Origin of the sequence: Pseudemcibacter sp. (assembly GCF_965661635.1) — a bacterium.
Lineage (GTDB): Bacteria > Pseudomonadota > Alphaproteobacteria > Sphingomonadales > Emcibacteraceae > Pseudemcibacter.
This window is the reverse complement of sequence record NZ_CBFIEP010000080.1, coordinates 1-20,493: the sequence shown is the minus strand read 5'-3', so window position 1 is coordinate 20,493 and position 20,493 is coordinate 1. Positions and strand designations below refer to the sequence as shown.

Here is a 20,493-nt window from a genome sequence, read left to right as displayed (position 1 = left end):
GCTAAGTCGATCTATGCCGCTCTGACCGATTTAAAGATTGCTTCTTTCCTTACGCATTGTACACAAACGATACTGTTTAGCTTCTGTAATATTACATCCTGTGTGTGAACATCTAAACCTGAAACACGTATATCGATGCTTAAGGATTCTGGTATTGCGCCGGTTTTCTTGTATCTGGAAACTTTTAGGTAATCAGGCACGATGCTTCTTAAAGCAAAAAGTTCAGTGACACGGGAAATGACGCCGGGGTCAACGTCGGCTGTTATAAAATATTGTATACTGGATGGTGATAACTCAAATTGCGCGTCCATCTTATGCGCTCCTCTTTTACGAAATAAATATATCAAATTAATTTTGCCAATAGGCAATAATGGTCCGACCCTTAAAGGATCGGGGTGGTAATTCGACACATTCGTTTTCGTATTGAGGTATTTTTTATCATGGGTGAATAATTATGATATCTTTGTCATAATGTCAATCGTTTATAAATTGATTGAAAGCCAGTATATGACTGGCTATCTTTTTTCAATTTAGATTTATTTATCAATGATGCCAAAGGCACGAACGGGGAAGGTACCCATTCCTTTCACTTTTACTGGAACAGCGAAAAATTTAAAATTATCGTCTGGCAATTCGGCCAGTCCGGTCATATGTTCACAAATGGGAATGTCTTCATGAAGCAAAATGCTATGGCATGGTCTTGCTTTTCCCTTGGTGTCATCAATGTTGTAACTGTCGATACCAACGAAATTGGCGCCTTGGTCACGAAGGTAAAGGGCCGCTTCTTCGTTTACATATGGAAAATCGTCAAAATAAGTATCAGTTCCCCAATGGCGGTTGCAGCCGTTGCCTTTAATAAATTTCTGCGATCTAGTTTCAATTTCTCGTTCATCATATTTCCCTTTCATATGTTGTCTATGGGAAATAGGGTATGAGAAGAAAAACCTCGGATCAATAAAACCATTGCCCTCAGGGCAATATAGTTTTGGCAATAAAAAAGCCGGACATAAAGTCCGGCTTTTAAAAATTCTATATTTTATCAGCTTACATAATAGGGTTTTGAGCCGAAATCATGCTTGCTAGCATTGGGATAGAAAGCATTGTGTTTGTTCTTGAGAACAACATTGCTCTTCTTGCCATTGCTGGTTTTAACGCTGCGTCTGCTTCTACGATGCCAAGGGCAATTTTTTGTGCCGGCCAAATAACGAACCACACATTAAATGCCATAATAAGACCGAGCCACATACCGAAACCAATGTTTGGTTGTTGTAAAGTCAGGGCATCCATTAGGTAACCCATTCTCCATGCGAGTGCGAGACCGAAGAACACAGTGAAAAATGCGCCCCAACGGAACCAGAATAGTGCTTCTGGTGCAATGACCTTACCAATAGCCGGTTTTTGCTCATCCGGAATTTTAGGCATGCTTGGGATTTGTACAAAGTTAAAGTACCAAAGGATACCGATCCACATGATACCGCTTAGGACGTGTAAGTAACGAATTAAAAATAGTTCTGCTTCCATAATCTTATCCTTCCTTACATATTGTTCATCATGTCAGATACGGCCTTTTCAGGGGCACTCATCTGAGAATCATAGATTGCTTCTGTTGCGAATACCATTACGACCGTCAGGACGATGCCTGCGATAACGGTAAGTTTTAAATCTTCTAAAATTTTAGCCATTTAACTACCCTTCATTTAATTATTAGTTTTATTAATCCCGTTTTTCAGAATTAGTCTGCTTCCGTTTTTAGAACGATAATAAATTAACAGTAATTTAACCATAGGTCAAAAAGTCTCTTGTAACTTTTATATTTTTCAGTCATTTAAGGGATATGACAGTCTTAGAAACATATACGGCAAAGCAAGTAAAAGCGCATGATTATGATCGTTTTTTGGTGACGCTTTTTGCGCCTGCAACGAGGAGAGAAGATTTATTTGCTCTTTATGCCTTTAATCATGAAGTTGCAAAGATTCGTGAAGCGGTATCAGAACCGATGCTTGGTGAAATTAGGCTTCAGTGGTGGCGGGAAGCCATCGACGGTATTTATGCGGATCAACCAAGAAATCATGAAGTGGTATTGCCTTTACATACTGCGGTACAAAGAACCAATATAGCCAAAGAAGATTTTATTAAAATTATCGATGCCCGTGCAGCAGATATTTATGATGAAAATCCAAAGATACTTGATGAATTTGAAACCTATCTTGGCGAAACATCCGGCAATTTAACCCGCATCGCAGCCCAAATTATCGGTGAAGAGGATGAAGAGGTTCTGTCCATGGCATATGAACTTGGTCAAGTATGGGGATTGATCGGCACACTAAGGGCCATCCGGTATCATATTTCTCTTAAGAAACTTTCGCTTCCGCAGGATTTGATGGATGAGTTTGATGTGAAGAAAAAAGATATTTTTGCTATGGAAGGTAATGAAAATATGCAAAATTTGATTAAGGCATTGTGCATATCGGCGCATCAATATCTTGATCATATTGCTACGGATAAGAAGAAGCTATCCAAGGAAATGAAATCTTTATTCCTATTGAGTGCTCTTAGCAGAAGTTATCTGAATAGCATTAAAAAAGCAGACTATAACCCATTTGAAATTAATGAACGCGCAACCATGTTTCCGCGACAATGCCGTTTATTCTTTAGTGCTTTATTTGGATTGCTCTAACCATTGGGCTAATGCATCAAGGGCGCGTTTTGCTTTAATTGGTTTTCTGAATTTTCTTTTTATTTTAACGCGTTTCCCATCAACGACATGTTTTTTTTCTTCAAGCGGCGGCATAATGCCAAAGTTTACATTCATCGGTTGGAATGTTTTCGCTTGTCCTACCCCTTCGATGTGGCCGCCGGTGATGTGATTGATAAGTGCGCCAAAACCGGTCACAATTGGCGGAGATGTTATTTCTTGTCCTAATGTTTCAGCGGCAAGGAATCGCCCGGCCATTATGCCCATGGCGCCACTTTCCACATATCCTTCAACGCCAGTGATTTGTCCGGCAAATCTCAGACGCGGCCTTGATTTCAAACGAAGTTGATCATCAAGCAGTTTGGGACTATTGATGAAAGTATTACGGTGAAGCCCACCGAGTCGCGCAAATTCGGCATTTTCAAGTCCTGGAATTTTTTTGAATATTTCTTTTTGAAATTTGTATTTCATCTTGGTTTGAAAGCCGACCATATTATAAAGAGTACCGAGTTTGTTATCCTGCCTGAGTTGTACAACAGCATATGGCTTTTCATCACTATGTGGATTGGTCAGCCCGACGGGTTTCATCGGACCAAAAGCAAGGGTCTCTTTACCGCGTTCCGCCATTACTTCAATAGGCATACATCCTTCAAAAAAGGGAATGTCTTGTTCCCAGTCTTTATAATCGGATTTCTCTGCATCAGTAATTTCATCAATAAAAGTATAATATTGCTCTTCTGTCATAGGCAGATTGATGTAATCCGCGCCATCACCTTTATCATATCGGCTTTGAAACCATGCCTTGGAAAAATCAATGCTCTCTTTATATATGATTGGTGCAATCGCATCAAAAAACTGAAGTTCATCGACGCCTGTAATTTCCAGTACCGCTTTTGCAAGCGCATCAGAGGTGAGGGGACCTGTAGCAATAATAACATTACCCCACGCTGAAGGTGGAATTGTATCCACTTCGCCGCGCTCTAATGTGAATAGTGGATGTGCCAGTAATTTATCTTGAATATACTCGCTGAATAAATCACGATCTACGGCAAGTGCGCTTCCTGCGGGGACTTTTGTTTGTTCTGCGGCTTCCATCATGATGGATCCCATGCGGCGCATTTCTTCGTGTAATAACCCAACTGCATTATTTTCCATATCGTCAGACCGGAAACTATTTGAGCATACCATTTCAGCAAGGCCATCGGTGCTATGGGCATTGGTTCCTTTAACACCACGCATTTCATGAAGAATGACTGGGATGTCATACTTTAATAATTGCCACGCGGCTTCCGTGCCGGCCATGCCGCCGCCAATGATATGAATGGGTTTTATTGTCATATTCAAGTCCATATAATTATGGGCCGCTGATAACATTATTTATGGCAAAATGAAAAGAAAAAAAGGTCTCTAAAAAAATGAAACATCCGCTCTTGGGCAAGAGCAGATGTTCCAAATGGAGTAAGTTGAGTATTATGGTATTACAGTTTTTGGGCATCTGTAATACAATCAACATTATACAGATATGGTTAACAAAAGGTTAACAAAAGGTTAACAAAAATGAAAATTTTACAATAATTTTGCTAAATATTGACCAGTAAAGCTGTTTTTTACCTTAGAAACGTCCTCTGGAGTGCCTTCTGCGATGATTTTTCCGCCTCCACTTCCCCCTTCGGGGCCAATATCGAGAATCCAATCTGCAGTTTTTATGACGTCAAGATTGTGTTCAATAATGATTACGGTGTTCCCTTTATCGACCAGCGCTTGAATAACTTCGAGTAATTTTTTGATATCTTCAAAATGTAAACCCGTTGTCGGTTCATCAAGAATATATAATGTTCTACCAGTAGACCTTTTTGATAATTCTTTTGATAATTTCACCCGCTGTGCTTCACCGCCAGATAGAGTGGTGGCCGCTTGACCGATTTTAATATAATCAAGTCCCACTTTTTGCATCATGGCAACTTTATCACGCACGCCCGGGATGGCGGCGAAAAAGTCCATGCCATCTTCGACGGTCATGTCAAGAATGTCGGAAATGCTTTTGCCTTTGAATTTAATTTCCAAAGTTTCGCGGTTATAGCGTTTACCGTCACAAACATCACATTTAACATAAACGTCGGGCAAGAAATGCATTTCAATTTTAATGACTCCGTCCCCATGACACGCTTCGCAGCGGCCGCCTTTAACGTTAAATGAAAAACGTCCCGGTTTATAACCGCGTGATTTTGCTTCTGGTAGGCCCGCGAACCAATCACGGATTGGGGTAAATGCGCCCGTATAAGTGGCCGGGTTTGAACGTGGTGTTCTCCCAATCGGGGATTGATCAATTTCAACAATTTTATCAATAAACTCAAGCCCAGTGATATCTTCATGTTTGCCGGGGATCACGCGGCTTCTGTTAATTTTGCGGGCTACGGCTTTATATAATGTATCAATAGTAAGTGTTGATTTGCCACTTCCGGATACGCCAGTGATACAAGTCATCACGCCGAGTGGGAATTTTGCGGTTACATTTTTTAAATTATTACCGGTTGCCCCTTTAACAACGATTTCTTTTCGCTTTTTACCTGCGAAATGACCTTTGCGTCGTTCACTTGGAATTTCAATGGACCTTATGCCGCTTAAATATTGTCCCGTAAGACTTTTTTTGTTGCTCATGATTTTCTTCGGTGTGCCTTGCGCCACAATTTCACCGCCATGAACGCCCGCACCGGGTCCCATATCAATGACATGATCCGCGGTTAGGATCGCTTCTTCGTCATGTTCAACAACAAGGACACTATTGCCCATGTCACGTAAGTTCGACAATGTTTTAAGCAGACGGCTGTTATCCCGTTGATGAAGCCCGATAGAGGGTTCATCCAAAACATATAAAACACCCGTAAGACCCGATCCAATTTGACTGGCAAGTCGAATACGCTGACTTTCACCACCGGATAATGTGCCAGACGTGCGTGAAAGATTTAGATATTCAAGACCAACATTATTCAAAAAACCAAGGCGTTCATTAATTTCTTTTAAAACACGGGATGCGATTTCATTATCTTTATCGGATAGTTTTCCGGAAAGTTCCGTAAACCATTCAAGGGACCGACGTACGGATAATTCCGTAATTTCGCTGATGTGTTTTCCGTCAATTTTTACGGCGAGGGCTTCTTGTTTTAAACGGTGACCGTCACAGGCATCACATGTTGTCGAGCTTTGGAATTTCTCAAGTTCCTCGCGCATCATATTGCTGTCTGTTTCGCGCCAACGTCTTTTGATGTTGCCTATTACCCCTTCGAATGATTTATTGACCACATAACTTTTGATGTTATCGCTGTTATATGTAATTTCAATTTCTTCAGAACCGCTACCATTTAGCAGGACTTCTTTTATTTTTTCAGATAATTTTTTCCACGGTGTATTGGTTTTAAACTTATAATGCTTTGCAATACTTTCTAGGGTTTGCGCGTAATAGGGTGAATTGGATTTACCCCACGGAGCAAGCGCCCCTTCATTTAATGATAATGATGTATCCGGCACCACAAGTTCAGGATCAAAATATAATTTTTCACCAAGACCGTCACATGTTGGACAAGCACCAAACGGATTATTAAAAGAAAAAAGGCGTGGCTCAATTTCTTCGATGGTGAAACCAGATACGGGACAGGCGAATTTGGCAGAAAATAAAATTCTCTCACCGGTATCATCTGCAATTTCCACAACCGCAAGTCCATCGGATAAATTAAGTGCCGTTTCCATACTATCAGCGAGGCGGGTTTCAAGATCGGGTCTTACAACAAGACGATCAACCACCACTTCGATATCATGTTTGATTTTCTTTTTTAAATCGGGAACATCTTCGATTTCATAAAATTCGCCATCAACCTTAACCCGTTGAAAACCAGCTTTTAAAAGTTCCATGAACTCCTTGCGGTATTCGCCTTTACGGCCGCGGACAATTGGCGCAAGTAAATAAAGCCTTGATCCTTCTTCAAGTTCCATAATTTTATCGACCATTTGGCTAACGGTTTGGCTGGTAATGGGTTTTCCTGTTGCCGGGGAATATGGCACGCCAATGCGCGCATATAAAAGACGCATATAATCATATATTTCTGTAACGGTTCCCACCGTTGAGCGCGGGTTACGTGACGTCGTTTTTTGTTCTATTGATATAGCGGGGGAGAGCCCCTCAATATGATCGGCATCGGGCTTTTGCATCATTTCAAGGAACTGACGGGCATAAGCGGATAAACTTTCCACATATCGGCGTTGCCCTTCGGCATATATTGTATCAAAAGCAAGCGACGATTTACCTGAGCCACTAAGGCCAGTGATGACAACAAGTTTATCACGCGGGATATCAACATCCACGGATTTTAGGTTGTGTTCTCTTGCCCCACGAACGGAAATTTTAGTTAGCATTTATAATACCCGGTTTTTATTTTCACTAGCAATTTAAGGGATTCTAGGAATATGTAAAGTTCTTATTTTGTTCTCAGTTGCATTCATGATGTTTCATGGCTATTGTGAACCATATTAGATTCGCACTTTTAAAGAAAGATACATCATGGCAAGCGTAAATAAAGTAATTTTGGTTGGTAATTTGGGGCGTGATCCTGAAATTAGACACACAAATGATGGTTCACCAATCGCGCAATTAAGTATTGCGACATCCGATACATGGAAAGACCGTTCAAGTGGGGAGCGTCGCGAACGCACAGAATGGCATCGCGTGGTTATTTTTAACGAGCATCTTTGTAAAGTGGCAGAAAATTACCTGAAAAAAGGATCGAAGGTTTATATTGAAGGTTCACTTCAAACTCGTAAATGGACAGATCAACAAGGTGTTGAAAAATATACAACTGAAGTTGTGTTGCAACGCTTTAACGGCGAACTAACTATGCTTGACGGTCGCAATGATAGCGGCGGCGGTTTCGGCGGCAGCGATGATGGCGGGTACGGCGGCGGATCAGGCGGCGGCTTTAGCGGCGGTGGCCAAGGTGGCGGCGGATCAGCCCCAAGTAGCGGCGGATCAGATTTCGATGACGAGATCCCGTTTTAGAGAATAAAGAAAAGAGCCTCGCAATTGCGGGGCTTTTTTATTTTGGGAACTCTATTAAACCAATAATCTTAGAAAGTGTGGTTTCAGCATTGCTATAATCATGATCGATAAAATAATATTACCCGCTGTTTCAAGCACGAGTGACGGAAAGCCTCTATGGCTTAATTTTCTTGATAAGCTGATTTGATCCATTAATTGGTTTTTAATTTTATCCGAATTTAAATCTGTTATGAATTTATTGGTATCAAGTGATATTTCTTTTGCTAAATCAATTAAAACGTGATCATCGGACGGGTTTAGTGCTCTTTGGTAATAGGCTTGTTGTATAGCATTGATCATTTCTTTTTCATGATTTTGTGCGCGTGCAGCGAGAACGGCACGACAGGCGGGGTATGTTGATCTGCGTGGTTTATTTTTGATCCAGAAATCGAAATTAAATTCTGTGCCTAGCATTTCTGAAATTCTATGCCATGCCCCAATGATCATTTGACGTGTTTCTTAGGGCATTGGCTGATCGCTGTCTGGTGCAAGGCCGCCCACCACATATTTGAGCGCAGCGTTTGACGGTAATTGTTGCTGAATTTTCTCCCAGGTATTTACAAAACCATAACACCACGCGCACATGGGGTCATGAATATAATATAGGTTTGAATTCATTTGTTTCTAGCTCCAGCATTTCAAGAAAACTATTCCTCGAATAGAATAATAGCAATATTAATTTCATTTCTTGCAGGGAAGGCAAGATTTTCTCAATAAGAAACCATCCTTTCTGATAAAATTCTTGCAATTAAGTCCGATATGATGGAACCTGATTTATAGGTTTTTCAATAATAAATTTTTGAAGATAAATAATTAATAAAGGAGCTTAGAAAATGGGATCAGGAGCAACACGGCCAAATACGGCTGATGATAAAATGTTTGCAGCATTAGAACGCGGTGATCAAGGTGGGTTTAAAGATCGGAAGCCAGCAAAAATAAAGGCCAATAAGCTTATAAATGAAAAAGAAGCAAGAGCAAAAGAAGTGCGAAGCAAAGCCGATAAATTAAAAGCATTACGTCTTGCGGCGGAAGCAGAAAAAAAGGCTAATAAGAAATAAGGGGTAATTATTAAATCTTGTAATTAATACAGTTATATTGAAACCTGTTTTAAGCTTTTCAATTGGGAAAAATTCGGATGAATATCATCAAAAAAATTATCGTTATTTTAAGCGTCATATTATCATTTATCGTAAGTGTTCCGGCGTTTGCCGCAAATTGCAGCACAGCACCTGATATGCTTGAAGAAATTTTAAAGCGCGGGAAAATCCGTATTGGATGGATTAATTCAAAGCCATTTCAATATAGAAATATGAGAGGTGAATTAGAAGGTGCATTCGTCAATGCCGGCAACATGTTAGGCGAAGAATTATTAAAAGTAGAAGTCGAATGGGTTGAAGCCAAATGGGATACTTTTATTGCAGGACTTCAATCTGGGAAATTTGATATTGTTATTTCCAATGTAGCGCGCCGCCCAAACAGGGCGGCATCCGTCTGGTTTACGAAGCCTGTTGTCATTGGATCACAAACATTTTTGGTACGTAAAGATAAGAATATTACTAAGCTTTCGGATATTGATAAGCCCGGTTCAAATGTTGTTGTGCGCCTAGGTAGTGCAGCGCATATTACATATACGGAAAACGATAAAGAATTTTTCTCAAATGCGACAATAAAATCAGTTGCACCGCCTGCCTTACCGGAACAAGAAGTGGCCAGTGGGCGTGCTATTGCAATGGGGGCAGGCTCCGTTGAAACGCAACAAATTGCACGTGCTAATTCCGATTGGGCCGAAGTCGTGGTTTTACCGGAATCACCACGTTCCGTTGGGGCGGGGTTTGTTATGCCACAATGTCAGCATAACCTACTTCATTATATGAATACATTTGTTGATACGATCATTGAAACGAATTTTATGGCCAAACAGGCAGAAATATATCCTGATGTTGTTCTTGATGCCGTTGTCGCGCCAACACGATTAATCGGTGATGTTAAATAATAAAGTTATCTTCGTGAGCATTTAATATGGAATTTGAATTTCGGTTCGACATTGTTTGGAATAATTTCCCACTATTATTAGAGGGCATTCAGACAACAATTCTGCTTTCATTGCTCACGATGGCTCTTGGAACGGTGATTGGGCTTTTTGTCGCGATAGTGCGGCTAAGAGCCAGAAAAATATTTGCCTTACCGCTGATAATTTACGTTGAGGTATTTAGGGGAACACCCGGGCTTATTCAAATTGTATGGATTTATTATTGTCTTCCCATTGTGACGGGGCTTCAGCTTGATGCGCTTACTTCGCTTGTAATTGCGATGGCATTAAATGTGGGTTCGTATTTATCTGAAGTGTTTCGTGCGGGTATTCAAGGGGTTGATAAGGGGCATATTGAGGCCGCCGCTGCGCTTGGATTTAAGCCGGGGCAAATAACGCGTAGGGTCGTGGTACCCCAAGCAGCCTATAGAATGATACCGGCGATTGGCAATGTGTTTGTGTCCGCCATTAAATTATCATCCCTTTGTTCCGTACTTGGTATGGCAGAATTGATGTATCAGGGGCAGATCATTATCGCTAACTTCTTTAGACCGATTGAGGTATTCACGGTAGTTGCTGTTATATATTTGATTATGGCATATACCACATCATTATTTATGATGTATTTGGAATATAAATTAGCGTGGGTTAATCGTGAAAAAGTTCCATTTTGGCAAAGGTTCAAGCAAATTAGCCAGTCCGCCTTTCAAATAAAACCGCAAGGAGGGCTATAGTCATGACCGCTGCGGTGAATATTAAAAACTTGCATAAATCATTTGGCAACCTAGAGGTTTTAAAAGGTATTGACCTTGAGGTGGCGCAAGGTGAAGTTGTCTGTATTTTAGGGCCGTCAGGTTCCGGAAAGTCAACATTGCTTAGGTGCATCAATCAGCTTAATAGTCCAGCCCAAGGAACCGTTTATATTAATGGTGACCCGATTGGGTTTGAGCCACTCGAAAATGGTGACTTAAAAAAAGCAAATCAGACAATATTGGCCAGACAACGTAGTCGAATTGGTTATGTGTTTCAGCAATTTAATTTGTGGCCGCACCGCACGGTTGTGGGCAATGTTGTTGAAGCATTACGCATCGTCAAAAAAATGAATAAGGCGAACGCTGAGAAAATTGCAATTGAAAGAATTACAGAAGTGGGACTTCTGGATTGGAAAGATGAATATCCCGACACTTTGTCGGGTGGTCAACAACAAAGGGTGGCGATCGCAAGAATGCTTGCGATGGAACCAGAAGTGATGCTTTTCGATGAGCCGACATCGGCGCTTGATCCAGAACGTGTCGGCGAAGTTATTGAAGTTATGAAAGAATTGGCGGAGAAAGGACATACGATGATCCTTGCGACGCATGAGCTTAATTTCGCGAGAGATACGGCGGATAGAGCCATATTCATTGATGAAGGCGTCATTGTCGAACAAGCGCCAGCGCAAGAATTTTTTAATGCGCCAAAGTCAGAACGGCTTCGTAGTTTTCTTAAAAGAATGAGTATGTAAGTTATGAATTCTGATACTTCACCAGATTGGTTGCTTGCTAAATATGCTTATGAGCTTTCTTATTCTGATATTGATGAAAGTGCGCGTGATCATATTGCACAAATGATATTTGATGTGATTATCATTTCGATTGGTGCTTATAATGAAAAACATGGTTCCGGACTTATCAATGAAGATTTCAATTTAAAACATAATAAATCCGAAGAGGGATCAACTCTATGGTCTGGACGGGGTAAAATGCCAGCTAACCTCGCTGCATTATGTAATGGTACATGGGCAGAAATTCTTGATTATCAGGATGTTGTCGTTGATCCGCGTAATAATGGTCATTTAGGTGTTACGATTATCCCCGCGGCTTTTGCCGTTGCGGAACGGGAAGGATCAAGTGGTGAAGAGCTGATAACAGCCATTGCAGCAGGACTTGAGGTGGCAATTGCCGTCCTTAGGGCCGTTGGACGACGCCATAGAAGCGAAGGTCGAGGGTTTAGGACCACAAGTATTGCTGGACCGCTAGGGGCATCTGTTGCCTGCGCAAAACTGTTAAATTTAGATATAAAACAAATTGCATATACCATGGGGATGGCGGGGGCATGTTCGCCAAACGGTCTTATGCCATCACTTGCCCCCGGAAACGGGTCCTTTGGAATGGATAAGGATTGGGTCAATGGGCAAGCCGCACAGCTTGCTGTTAATTCGGCGGATCTTGTGAAACATGGAATGACAGCAAGTGACCGTGTTGTCACCGGTGAAATGGGTATCGTTGCTAGCCACAGTCACGGCGATGGCCAAGAATTGAAAGTACCAAAAGGGGGCACACCAAATATTAGCAATATTTCACTGAAGAAATATGCGTGCTGTTATGGGGTTCATAGTGCCATTGAAGCTGCCAAAGCAATTTGTATTGATAAAGGGATTAATTCAGATGATATTGATAAGGTTTTTGTGCAGGTTAAAGCCGATAGCGCAAAAACATTATCAACACATAAAATAAGCAATCATATGGCGGCACGGTTTAGTCTGCCATATGCGGTTGCATTGGCCGTGATTAAAAAAGACGATATATCGATGCATGATTTTGAAGAACCAGCCATTTTTGACCAAAAGATTATTCAAATGATGGAAAGAATAGAAATTATTGCGGATGAGGATTTAACGGAATTTCATGTTCAAACGGGTGGTTTTCCCGGGAAGGTTGAAATTGTTGTCGGCGATATTAAATATTCGGAAAGAATAGATTACCCTGCAGGATCATCGCAGCGCCCTATGTCCTGGGGTGATATGGGACATAAGTTTGCGGAGCTCACTGCAAATCATTACTCAGATGAACAACGTCAGAAAATCATAACCGCCGGAAAAGAAATACCGGCGGTTCATGATATCAATCAATTTTCTAAGTTATTATAAGGGGTTATTTCCCTATTTTTTTATCGCTCATCGCAATCCATAGAGCATGGATTATTGCGGGGACAAAAAATAACAACACCAAGATAATATTCAATATAAATGCACCGCTTATACCGCGCATTATAAATACTGCGACGGGTGGTAAGAAAATGCATAATAGAATTAATAGAAGTTTGTTCATTTTGTGTTGCCTTTTTCGATTTGTTTGGCCCCACAAAATACCATAAATCCGAATAGTGATATTGAGCAAGTGTTTTATTTATATTTTTCTTATTTTTTAAAAATAATATGTAATTTTTCGAAATTTTTTTATTGTTTAAGTTATTGAAAAATAAGGTAAAAAAATATTATTTAAATTGCTGAAATATAATTATAAAAAAAGCGATAAATTATGGTTCAATTGCTTGCTATGAAGGGGAATATTTTGTATAAATTTAAGGATAAAATCATCATGTTTTGTGTGGGGTGCTTAATATGGTGAGTATAGTAAAATAATACCAAACAAAGGGCTATATATTGACCGATAATACTGCTTCTGAGACGCCGGATTTAAGTATATCCAATATCACAATTGAAGAGGAAATGAAGAATTCCTACCTCGATTACGCGATGAGTGTAATTGTGTCTAGGGCACTTCCGGATGTGAGAGACGGGCTAAAGCCCGTTCATCGTCGCATTCTATATTCCATGTATGAAAATAATTATGATTGGACGAAGCCATACCGTAAATCGGCGCGTGTTGTCGGTGATGTGATGGGTAAATACCATCCACATGGTGATAGTGCGATTTATGATGCAATGGTACGTATGGCTCAGGACTTTTCGTTACGTCTTCCGCTTATTGACGGTCAAGGTAACTTTGGTTCCATGGATGGTGATCCACCAGCAGCGATGCGTTATACAGAAGCGCGCATGGCAAAAACCGCAAGTGGTCTTCTTGAAGATATCGATAAAGATACGGTAACTTTTCAGCCGAACTATGATGAAAGTGAACATGAACCGACAGTGTTGCCGGCGCGTTTCCCTAATATATTGGTTAATGGCGCGGGGGGTATTGCGGTAGGTATGGCAACGAATATTCCGCCACATAATCTCGGTGAATTGTTGGATGCTTGCTGCGCTTATATTGATAACCCTGAAATCAGTCTTGAAGAACTTGTTGAAATAGTGCCCGGTCCGGATTTTCCAACGGGTGGATTAATCATGGGGGGGGCGGGTTCGCGTTCAGCGGAGATGACGGGGCGTGGCTCTGTTATTATGCGTGGTCGTACACATATCGAAGAATTTAAAAAAGACCGCGAAGCGATCATTATTACTGAAGTTCCTTATCAGGTGAATAAATCACGCATGATTGAAAATTTTGTTGATTGCGTGAAAACAAAGAAGATTGAAGGCATATCAGATATTCGTGACGAAAGTGATCGCGATGGTGTTCGGGTGGTCGTTGAAGTAAAACGTGATAGTGTTGCTGACGTGGTTTTAAATCAATTATTTCGTTATACACCGCTTCAAACAAGTTTTGGTGCCAATATGCTCGCTCTTAGCGGTGGACGTCCACAAGTCCTTAACCTGCATAATGTTATTGAGCAATTCGTTCGCTTCCGTGAAGAAGTGATTACGCGCCGCACGAAATATAAACTTGGTAAGGCACGTGATCGTGCTCATTTGTTAGTTGGTCTGGTTATAGCGGTTAATAACCTTGATAAAGTCGTTGCAATGATCCGTAAAGCGCCAAATCCGGCTGCTGCCCGTGAAGCGTTGCTTGCTGAAGATTGGGATGCTGTTGACGTTTCTGGTTATATTGAGCTTATCAATGAACCGGGACGAATGATTGTTGACGGTAAATATAAGCTTTCTGAAAAACAAGTTCGTGCGATCCTCGAATTAAGACTTCACCGTTTAACGGCACTTGGTCGTGATGATATTGGTGATGAACTTAAAGAATTGTCTGAAAAGATCGAAGATTATATCGATATACTTCAAAGCCGTGAACGTCTTTACGGTATTATGCGTGATGAGTTTATCGCGTACCGCGAAGAATTCGCCACACCGCGTCGCAGTGAATTTGCAGCAGATGCATTTGGGTTTGAAGATGAAGACCTTATTCAAGTTGAAGATATGGTCGTGACGGTTACAACAACCGGATATATTAAGCGTGTTGCTCTTGATACTTACAGGGCACAACGCCGCGGCGGTAAGGGGCGCAGCGGCATGAGCACCAAAGAAGAAGATGTTTTATCAAATGTCTTTGTGTCGAATACTCATGTACCTATTCTTTTCTTTAGCAATCTTGGTCAAGTTTATAAGTTAAAGGTCTGGAAACTGCCTCTTGGTTCACCGACATCAAAAGGAAAGGCGTTGATTAACCTTCTGCCTTTACAACAAGGTGAAACAATTTCTACAATTCTACCGCTTCCTGAAGACGAAGATAGTTGGGAAAACCTTCATGCGATTTTTGCTACAGCAAAAGGGAATGTTCGGCGTAACCTGCTTTCAGATTTTTCTAATGTACGTGCAAACGGTAAAATTGCCATTCGACTTTCTGAGGGTGATAGTTTGGTTGGTGTTGCTGCCTGTAACGAAGATGATGATGTCTTGATGGCTGCAAAGGGCGGTAAATGTATTCGCTTCCCAGCTACTAAAGTGAGGCTCTTTAAAGGACGTAATTCTGATGGTGTTCGCGGTATTAAGCTTGCGGACGGTGACGAAGTTGTTTCCATGTCGATCTTGCATCATGTGAATATGGACCAGGAACAAAAACTTGCCTATTTAAGATATGCTGCCGCAAAACGTCGTGGTGAAGATCCTGAAAAACCTGAAGAAATTGATGAAGAACGTCTCGCGGCACTAGAAGAACGTGAAGAATTTATTCTAAGTATTACCGTCAATGGTTACGGTAAGCGGACATCATCCTATGAATATCGCATTACCGGACGTGGCGGTAGTGGATTGATCAACATTGAAACATCGGAACGAAATGGCGATGTGATTGCCGCATTCCCGATTGAAGTTCAAGATCAATTGATGATGGTGACAGATCAAGGTCGACTGATCCGTGTGCCTGTTCATGATGTTCGGATTGCGGGTCGTAATACACAAGGTGTGACACTCTTTAAGGTTGGTGACGAAGAAAATATTGTTTCTGTTGACCGCATTCAAGAAACAGAGGATGATGAAGAGGACGACGGCGAAGAAAACGCAGAAGAAAACGCAGAAGGCAGTGATGAAGCTGATAATGCAGATGCAGATGCTTCTGACGTTTCTGATGAGGACACTAATCCCGAGGAGTAAGCGATGGCTACTCAAAAGAGAATTGGACTTTATCCTGGCACATTTGACCCAATAACCTTGGGCCATTTGGATATTATTAAGCGCGGCGCGAGTTTGGTTGATCATCTTATTATCGGTGTATCTAATAATCCCGCTAAAAACCCGCTTTTTAGTATTGAAGAGCGTATAGAAATGACTGAACGTGAAATGGACATTGTGGCTGATGCAAATTCAGCAACATTTGAAGTTAAGCCGTTTAATAGTCTACTTATGCATTTTGCAGAAGAGGTTGGCGCATCAGTTATTATTCGTGGGCTTAGGGCGACATCTGATTTTGAATATGAATTTCAAATGACAGCGATGAATGATAAACTTAATCCCGATGTTGAGACAGTTTTTTTAATGGCTGATCCATCATTACAGGCGATTGCCTCTCGACTTGTGAAAGAAATTGCCATATATGACGGTGAAATTGCCAAATTTGTGACACCTTCTATTCGTAAGAATGTTCTCAAGAAACTTGGTAAAAATTAAACAAATTAACAGGACGTACAGATGAAAATATCTTTAAAGGCGTTTGTTGCTTTTGCTTTTATTTGGGTAATGCCCTTAATTGCAACAGCGCATGATAATGAACTTGATCTTGAAAATACTATCTATCTTGATCTTAAAGATGGTCGCGTGGTGATAAAAATGATGCCTGAAGTGGCACCAAAGCATGTAGCGCGCATCAAAGAATTAACTAGGCAAGGTTTTTATGACGGTCTTGTTTTTCACCGTGTATTAGAAGGATTTATGGCGCAAACCGGTGATCCGGACGGTGCAAACCCTGAAATTTCAGGGTCTGGTGGCTCGGGTCAAAACCTGGATGCTGAATTTTCAGACACACCACATTATAAGGGTATGGTCTCTATGGCGCGTGCCACCGACCCTAATAGTGCAGACAGTCAATTTTTCATATGTCTTGGCTTTTCACCACATCTTGACGGGCAATATACCGTTTGGGGTGAGGTCGTAAAAGGTATGCGTTATGCCGACAGAATTAAAAAGGGCGTAGTAGTAGAAGGCATGACAGACCCTGATAAAATTATTAAAATGCAGGTTGCTGCAGACGTTAAAGAATAGGATTAAAATATGAGTTTAGAAGATACTTTATACCTCGATCTTGAGGCTGGGCGTGTCACCATTGAATTATTACCAGATGTTGCGCCGCAACATGTTGCACGTATTAAAGAGCTTGCAAGACAAGGTTTTTATGACGGACTTACTTTTCACCGTGTAATCGAAGGGTTCATGGCACAAGGTGGTGATCCTGATGGAACTGGTATGGGCGGCTCAGGTAAAAATATTTCTGCGGAATTTTCCTCAACACCGCATACACGTGGTGCCTGTTCAATGGCGCGCTCACAAGACCCAAATAGTGGCGATAGTCAGTTTTTCATCTGTTTTGGTGATGCGACATTCCTTGATGGTCAATATTCCGTTTGGGGCCAAGTGACCGATGGTATGGATCACGTCGATGGCCTTAAGCGCGGCGAAGGGATGGATTTCTGCATGAATGGCGATCCTGATAAAATCGTAAAAATGCAAGTTGCTGCTGACGCATAAAGCATAAGAAAACTTCATGAAAGTTGACCAGTTCGATTTCGAGCTTCCAAAAGAGCTCATTGCAATTAGACCCGCCCCGTCCCGTGACGGGGCGCGGTTGCTTGTGGTCAATGGAAATGAGTTAAAAGACAGCCAAGTCAAGGATTTACCTGATTTTATTAATGCTGGTGATTTGATGATTTTCAATGATACACGTGTTATTCCTGCGCGATTAAAAGGAAAACGCCGTGATGCAAATATGGAAATTACACTGCATATGAATATGACGGGTGGCGTATGGAAAGCATTTGCGAAGCCAGCAAAAAAATTAAAGCTGGATGATGTTATAAAATTTGACGGTGGTCTTGATGCGCTCGTTACCCATAAGGGTGATGCAGGTGAAGTTACCATTCAGTTTAATAAAACCGATAATGATCTTGGGGATGCGTTAAAAGAAGCGGGTGTGATGCCATTGCCGCCTTATATCGCATCGCAGCGCCCCATTGATGAGCGCGACGAAGAAGATTATCAAACCATTTATAGTAAGCATGACGGCGCGGTTGCCGCACCAACGGCGGGTTTACATTTTACTGATAGCCTTCAGAGGGCCTTATTTGATAATGGAATAAATAGTGCTTATGTAACGCTTCATGTGGGCGCGGGAACGTTCTTGCCTGTTAAGGTTGATGATACCAATGATCATAAAATGCATGAAGAATATGGTGAAATTAACGCTGACGTGGCCAATTTAATCAATGAAACCCATAGGAGCGGTAATAAGGTAGTTGCGGTTGGTACGACGTCCTTAAGATTGCTTGAAAGCGCAACGGATGAAGAGGGTATCACGCGTGAATTTGCGGACGCCACCGATATATTTATAACTCCCGGTTACCAATTTCGCTGCGTAGATATTTTAATGACCAATTTCCATCTTCCGAAATCGACGTTGTTTATGTTAGTAAGTGCCTTTGCAGGATTTGAAAATATGAAAGCGGCCTATAATCATGCTATCGATAGTGGATATCGGTTTTATTCATATGGTGACAGCAGTATTCTCATGCGAGAGGACCAAACATGACATTTAATATGGATGTTACCGAAACGGACGGCGAAGCCCGTACAGGCGTTATAAATACGGTTCGTGGTGAAATAAGAACGCCTGCCTTTATGCCGGTTGGCACTGCCGCCACCGTTAAGGCAATGAAACCAGAAACGGTTCGGGAAACGGGCGCTGATATTTTGCTTGGGAATACCTATCATTTAATGTTACGTCCAACCGCAGAACGCATCGCAAAGCTTGGCGGCCTTCATCAATTTATGAATTGGGATCGTCCGATTTTGACGGACAGCGGCGGATTTCAGGTAATGTCATTGGCGCAACTTCGCAAAATCACAGAAGAGGGGGTTTCCTTTCAATCCCACATTGACGGTAGCAAACATATGTTAAGCCCCGAACGCAGCATGGAAATTCAACGATTGCTCGGCTCAAACATTGTGATGGCATTTGATGAATGTACGCCTTACCCCGCGACGGAAAAAGAGACGGAAGAAAGCATGCTTCTTTCCATGCGCTGGGCGAAGCGTTCCTATGATGCGTTTCATAATGGGTCGGATCATGCAAAGGATAATGCCCTTTTCGGTATTGTGCAGGGCGGTGTTTTTGAAAACTTGCGTGCGCAATCCGCCGCGGCCCTTAAGGAAATTGATTTTCATGGCTATGCCATTGGTGGCCTTGCGGTTGGGGAAGGGCAAGACGTTATGTTTGAAGTGCTTGATTTCACCATGCCACATATGCCGCATGATAAACCACGTTATTTAATGGGCGTCGGAAAACCCGATGATATTGTTGGCGCGGTAGAACGCGGAATTGATATGTTTGATTGCGTTATGCCATCCCGTAGCGGCCGAACAGGACAAGCATTCACAAGACGCGGTACATTAAACATGAAAAATGCCCGTCATACAGATGATCCACGCCCTATGGATAGCGAATGTAATTGTTCAGCGTGCCAAAGTTATAGTCGCGCCTATATTTCCCATTTAATCAGAAGTGGTGAGATTCTTGGCCCAATGTTGCTAACGGAACATAATTTAACCTATTATCAGGATCTGATGGCGGTGTTAAGAGGGGCAATATCGCAGAAAAAACTATCCGATTTTGTTGAAAAATTCCATGAAACACGCGCACTTGGCGATATTGAGCCAATTGATTGAATTTTTTATCAAAAAAGTGTCAAATTTCTATTGACCAATTAATCGAGTGGCCTTATGTTCCGCTCATCTCTTCATGAGGGCCCGTAGCTCAGCTGGTAGAGCAACTGACTTTTAATCAGTAGGTCACAGGTTCGAACCCTGTCGGGCTCACCATTTATCAAAAAACCCGCTTTCGAGCGGGTTTTTTTGTTTTTAAATATATTTTGCTTATGATTTTACGTTAAAGACTGCCAGGGCCAATCTAATACTAGTATACAACCAAGTACGAAACGGTGACCGCTGTAATCAACGAAACCATAATAATAACGATGGGCGAAATAGTTTTACTTTCTGTTTGCATAATCTTTCTCCTTAATTTTGTACCTGTAAAATAATAAGAAAATTGGCGGACTTCTCTGATTTGGATCAAGAAATTTGCATAAATATCTTTAAATCTACAGAAATTTATTTATGTCTGCTTTCGACCCAAAGCGGACAGTCGCAGAAGAGCGTTTTGACCTCAAACGGCAATTAAGATAAGCTCTCTTCATCAAGGGGAGAGAATAATGATACTTCGTCGCCTAGCGTCCGCCATCCGACACCAGAACTGGTCTCAGATCATCATCGAAATACTGATCGTCGTGATCGGAATCTTCCTTGGTCTTCAATTACAGGCAGCATATGAGGAACGTCAGGAACGAGCACAGGAACAAGCATACTTGGAA

Annotated in this window: 22 protein-coding genes and 1 tRNA gene; 14 read left to right on the top strand and 9 right to left on the bottom strand. The window is 41.6% G+C overall.

Annotated elements, in window-relative coordinates; genetic code table 11:
• Positions 1 to 11: 11 nt before the first annotated feature.
• The 4 genes from ACTF6W_RS05800 to ACTF6W_RS05785 all read right to left on the bottom strand — a co-directional run bounded on the left by ACTF6W_RS05800 (position 12) and on the right by ACTF6W_RS05785 (position 1,682).
• The gene (locus ACTF6W_RS05800; protein ID WP_438993600.1) at positions 12 to 311 is read right to left on the bottom strand and encodes a hypothetical protein; all 300 of its coding nucleotides are present in this window, start codon (positions 309 to 311) and stop codon (positions 12 to 14) included.
• Between the two features lie 225 nt (positions 312 to 536).
• A complete protein-coding gene (locus ACTF6W_RS05795) occupies positions 537 to 908 on the bottom strand; it encodes a cyclase family protein (protein ID WP_438993599.1) in 372 nt (123 codons plus the stop codon).
• Positions 909 to 1,044: 136 nt separating this feature from the next.
• Positions 1,045 to 1,521 (bottom strand): urate hydroxylase PuuD, encoded by a 477-nt coding sequence (locus ACTF6W_RS05790; RefSeq protein WP_438993598.1) that lies wholly within the window; start codon positions 1,519 to 1,521, stop codon positions 1,045 to 1,047.
• A 14-nt stretch (positions 1,522 to 1,535) separates the two neighbouring features.
• Positions 1,536 to 1,682 (bottom strand): hypothetical protein, encoded by a 147-nt coding sequence (locus ACTF6W_RS05785; RefSeq protein WP_438993597.1) that lies wholly within the window; start codon positions 1,680 to 1,682, stop codon positions 1,536 to 1,538.
• A 152-nt stretch (positions 1,683 to 1,834) separates the two neighbouring features.
• Here ACTF6W_RS05785 and ACTF6W_RS05780 point away from each other — a divergent pair, with 152 nt between their 5' ends.
• A complete protein-coding gene (locus ACTF6W_RS05780) occupies positions 1,835 to 2,677 on the top strand; it encodes a phytoene/squalene synthase family protein (protein ID WP_438993596.1) in 843 nt (280 codons plus the stop codon).
• Here ACTF6W_RS05780 and trmFO read toward each other — a convergent pair.
• Both trmFO and uvrA read right to left on the bottom strand, forming a co-directional pair.
• Positions 2,660 to 4,033 carry a methylenetetrahydrofolate--tRNA-(uracil(54)-C(5))-methyltransferase (FADH(2)-oxidizing) TrmFO gene (gene trmFO, locus ACTF6W_RS05775; RefSeq protein WP_438993595.1) on the bottom strand — a complete coding sequence of 458 codons (1,374 nt, stop codon included), beginning with the start codon at positions 4,031 to 4,033 and terminating at the stop codon, positions 2,660 to 2,662. The two genes, ACTF6W_RS05780 and trmFO, sit on opposite strands and share 18 nt — an antisense overlap.
• A gap of 228 nt (positions 4,034 to 4,261) precedes the next feature.
• Positions 4,262 to 7,102 carry an excinuclease ABC subunit UvrA gene (gene uvrA / locus ACTF6W_RS05770; protein WP_438993594.1) on the bottom strand — a complete coding sequence of 947 codons (2,841 nt, stop codon included), beginning with the start codon at positions 7,100 to 7,102 and terminating at the stop codon, positions 4,262 to 4,264.
• Between the two features lie 142 nt (positions 7,103 to 7,244).
• On the opposite strand from uvrA, the gene ACTF6W_RS05765 reads away from it, so the two are divergent.
• Positions 7,245 to 7,742: a single-stranded DNA-binding protein gene (locus tag ACTF6W_RS05765; RefSeq protein WP_438993614.1), complete on the top strand. Its 498-nt coding sequence runs from the start codon at positions 7,245 to 7,247 to the stop codon at positions 7,740 to 7,742.
• 54 nt (positions 7,743 to 7,796) lie between these two features.
• Here the strand turns inward: ACTF6W_RS05765 and ACTF6W_RS05760 are convergent, their stop codons facing one another.
• Positions 7,797 to 8,228: a DsbA family protein gene (locus tag ACTF6W_RS05760; RefSeq protein WP_438993593.1), complete on the bottom strand. Its 432-nt coding sequence runs from the start codon at positions 8,226 to 8,228 to the stop codon at positions 7,797 to 7,799.
• 12 nt (positions 8,229 to 8,240) lie between these two features.
• Positions 8,241 to 8,399, bottom strand: coding sequence for a hypothetical protein (locus ACTF6W_RS05755; protein ID WP_438993592.1), 159 nt, complete (start codon positions 8,397 to 8,399; stop codon positions 8,241 to 8,243).
• Between the two features lie 215 nt (positions 8,400 to 8,614).
• Between ACTF6W_RS05755 and ACTF6W_RS05750 the strand changes: the two genes are divergently transcribed.
• The 5 genes from ACTF6W_RS05750 to ACTF6W_RS05730 all read left to right on the top strand — a co-directional run bounded on the left by ACTF6W_RS05750 (position 8,615) and on the right by ACTF6W_RS05730 (position 12,718).
• Positions 8,615 to 8,839 carry a hypothetical protein gene (locus ACTF6W_RS05750; RefSeq protein WP_438993591.1) on the top strand — a complete coding sequence of 75 codons (225 nt, stop codon included), beginning with the start codon at positions 8,615 to 8,617 and terminating at the stop codon, positions 8,837 to 8,839.
• A 77-nt stretch (positions 8,840 to 8,916) separates the two neighbouring features.
• Positions 8,917 to 9,774: a substrate-binding periplasmic protein gene (locus ACTF6W_RS05745; protein ID WP_438993590.1), complete on the top strand. Its 858-nt coding sequence runs from the start codon at positions 8,917 to 8,919 to the stop codon at positions 9,772 to 9,774.
• Positions 9,775 to 9,800: 26 nt separating this feature from the next.
• A complete protein-coding gene (locus tag ACTF6W_RS05740; protein ID WP_438993589.1) occupies positions 9,801 to 10,544 on the top strand; it encodes an amino acid ABC transporter permease in 744 nt (247 codons plus the stop codon).
• A gap of 2 nt (positions 10,545 to 10,546) precedes the next feature.
• Positions 10,547 to 11,314, top strand: coding sequence for an amino acid ABC transporter ATP-binding protein (locus ACTF6W_RS05735; RefSeq protein ID WP_438993588.1), 768 nt, complete (start codon positions 10,547 to 10,549; stop codon positions 11,312 to 11,314).
• A 3-nt stretch (positions 11,315 to 11,317) separates the two neighbouring features.
• A complete protein-coding gene (locus ACTF6W_RS05730; RefSeq protein ID WP_438993587.1) occupies positions 11,318 to 12,718 on the top strand; it encodes an MmgE/PrpD family protein in 1,401 nt (466 codons plus the stop codon).
• A gap of 4 nt (positions 12,719 to 12,722) precedes the next feature.
• Here ACTF6W_RS05730 and ACTF6W_RS05725 read toward each other — a convergent pair whose 3' ends face one another.
• On the bottom strand, positions 12,723 to 12,899 hold the full coding sequence (locus tag ACTF6W_RS05725) for a YqaE/Pmp3 family membrane protein (RefSeq protein ID WP_438993586.1): 177 nt from the start codon (positions 12,897 to 12,899) through the stop codon (positions 12,723 to 12,725).
• A gap of 335 nt (positions 12,900 to 13,234) precedes the next feature.
• Here ACTF6W_RS05725 and gyrA point away from each other — a divergent pair, with 335 nt between their 5' ends.
• The 7 genes from gyrA (at position 13,235) to ACTF6W_RS05690 (ending at position 19,942) form a co-directional block, all read left to right on the top strand.
• Complete coding sequence (gene gyrA, locus ACTF6W_RS05720; protein ID WP_438993585.1) at positions 13,235 to 16,009, top strand: DNA gyrase subunit A; 2,775 nt, start codon at positions 13,235 to 13,237, stop codon at positions 16,007 to 16,009.
• Positions 16,010 to 16,012: 3 nt separating this feature from the next.
• Complete coding sequence (gene coaD, locus ACTF6W_RS05715; RefSeq protein WP_438993584.1) at positions 16,013 to 16,522, top strand: pantetheine-phosphate adenylyltransferase; 510 nt, start codon at positions 16,013 to 16,015, stop codon at positions 16,520 to 16,522.
• Between the two features lie 69 nt (positions 16,523 to 16,591).
• Positions 16,592 to 17,113: a peptidylprolyl isomerase gene (locus ACTF6W_RS05710; RefSeq protein WP_438993613.1), complete on the top strand. Its 522-nt coding sequence runs from the start codon at positions 16,592 to 16,594 to the stop codon at positions 17,111 to 17,113.
• A 9-nt stretch (positions 17,114 to 17,122) separates the two neighbouring features.
• Positions 17,123 to 17,596: a peptidylprolyl isomerase gene (locus ACTF6W_RS05705; RefSeq protein WP_438993583.1), complete on the top strand. Its 474-nt coding sequence runs from the start codon at positions 17,123 to 17,125 to the stop codon at positions 17,594 to 17,596.
• A gap of 16 nt (positions 17,597 to 17,612) precedes the next feature.
• Positions 17,613 to 18,653: a tRNA preQ1(34) S-adenosylmethionine ribosyltransferase-isomerase QueA gene (queA, locus tag ACTF6W_RS05700; protein WP_438993582.1), complete on the top strand. Its 1,041-nt coding sequence runs from the start codon at positions 17,613 to 17,615 to the stop codon at positions 18,651 to 18,653.
• The gene (gene tgt / locus ACTF6W_RS05695; RefSeq protein WP_438993581.1) at positions 18,650 to 19,789 is read left to right on the top strand and encodes a tRNA guanosine(34) transglycosylase Tgt; all 1,140 of its coding nucleotides are present in this window, start codon (positions 18,650 to 18,652) and stop codon (positions 19,787 to 19,789) included. The genes queA and tgt overlap by 4 nt, the downstream gene beginning before the upstream one ends.
• 77 nt (positions 19,790 to 19,866) lie before the next feature.
• Positions 19,867 to 19,942, top strand: a tRNA-Lys gene (locus ACTF6W_RS05690).
• The last annotated feature ends 551 nt before the right edge of the window (positions 19,943 to 20,493 follow it).

Excerpts from the sequence above, each read along its gene's own strand:
- ACTF6W_RS05745 (WP_438993590.1), top strand. The coding sequence starts at position 8,917 with ATGAATATCATCAAAAAAATTATCGTTATTTTAAGCGTCATATTATCA.
- ACTF6W_RS05800 (WP_438993600.1), bottom strand. The coding sequence starts at position 311 with ATGGACGCGCAATTTGAGTTATCACCATCCAGTATACAATATTTTATA.
- uvrA (WP_438993594.1), bottom strand. The coding sequence starts at position 7,102 with ATGCTAACTAAAATTTCCGTTCGTGGGGCAAGAGAACACAACCTAAAA.
- ACTF6W_RS05740 (WP_438993589.1), top strand. The coding sequence starts at position 9,801 with ATGGAATTTGAATTTCGGTTCGACATTGTTTGGAATAATTTCCCACTA.
- ACTF6W_RS05725 (WP_438993586.1), bottom strand. The coding sequence starts at position 12,899 with ATGAACAAACTTCTATTAATTCTATTATGCATTTTCTTACCACCCGTC.
- ACTF6W_RS05710 (WP_438993613.1), top strand. The coding sequence starts at position 16,592 with ATGCCCTTAATTGCAACAGCGCATGATAATGAACTTGATCTTGAAAAT.
- tgt (WP_438993581.1), top strand. The coding sequence starts at position 18,650 with ATGACATTTAATATGGATGTTACCGAAACGGACGGCGAAGCCCGTACA.
- coaD (WP_438993584.1), top strand. The coding sequence starts at position 16,013 with ATGGCTACTCAAAAGAGAATTGGACTTTATCCTGGCACATTTGACCCA.
- ACTF6W_RS05780 (WP_438993596.1), top strand. The coding sequence starts at position 1,835 with ATGACAGTCTTAGAAACATATACGGCAAAGCAAGTAAAAGCGCATGAT.
- ACTF6W_RS05705 (WP_438993583.1), top strand. The coding sequence starts at position 17,123 with ATGAGTTTAGAAGATACTTTATACCTCGATCTTGAGGCTGGGCGTGTC.
- ACTF6W_RS05755 (WP_438993592.1), bottom strand. The coding sequence starts at position 8,399 with ATGAATTCAAACCTATATTATATTCATGACCCCATGTGCGCGTGGTGT.
- ACTF6W_RS05790 (WP_438993598.1), bottom strand. The coding sequence starts at position 1,521 with ATGGAAGCAGAACTATTTTTAATTCGTTACTTACACGTCCTAAGCGGT.
- ACTF6W_RS05750 (WP_438993591.1), top strand. The coding sequence starts at position 8,615 with ATGGGATCAGGAGCAACACGGCCAAATACGGCTGATGATAAAATGTTT.
- ACTF6W_RS05760 (WP_438993593.1), bottom strand. The coding sequence starts at position 8,228 with ATGATCATTGGGGCATGGCATAGAATTTCAGAAATGCTAGGCACAGAA.
- ACTF6W_RS05730 (WP_438993587.1), top strand. The coding sequence starts at position 11,318 with ATGAATTCTGATACTTCACCAGATTGGTTGCTTGCTAAATATGCTTAT.
- ACTF6W_RS05735 (WP_438993588.1), top strand. The coding sequence starts at position 10,547 with ATGACCGCTGCGGTGAATATTAAAAACTTGCATAAATCATTTGGCAAC.
- ACTF6W_RS05795 (WP_438993599.1), bottom strand. The coding sequence starts at position 908 with ATGAAAGGGAAATATGATGAACGAGAAATTGAAACTAGATCGCAGAAA.
- queA (WP_438993582.1), top strand. The coding sequence starts at position 17,613 with ATGAAAGTTGACCAGTTCGATTTCGAGCTTCCAAAAGAGCTCATTGCA.
- trmFO (WP_438993595.1), bottom strand. The coding sequence starts at position 4,033 with ATGACAATAAAACCCATTCATATCATTGGCGGCGGCATGGCCGGCACG.
- ACTF6W_RS05785 (WP_438993597.1), bottom strand. The coding sequence starts at position 1,682 with ATGGCTAAAATTTTAGAAGATTTAAAACTTACCGTTATCGCAGGCATC.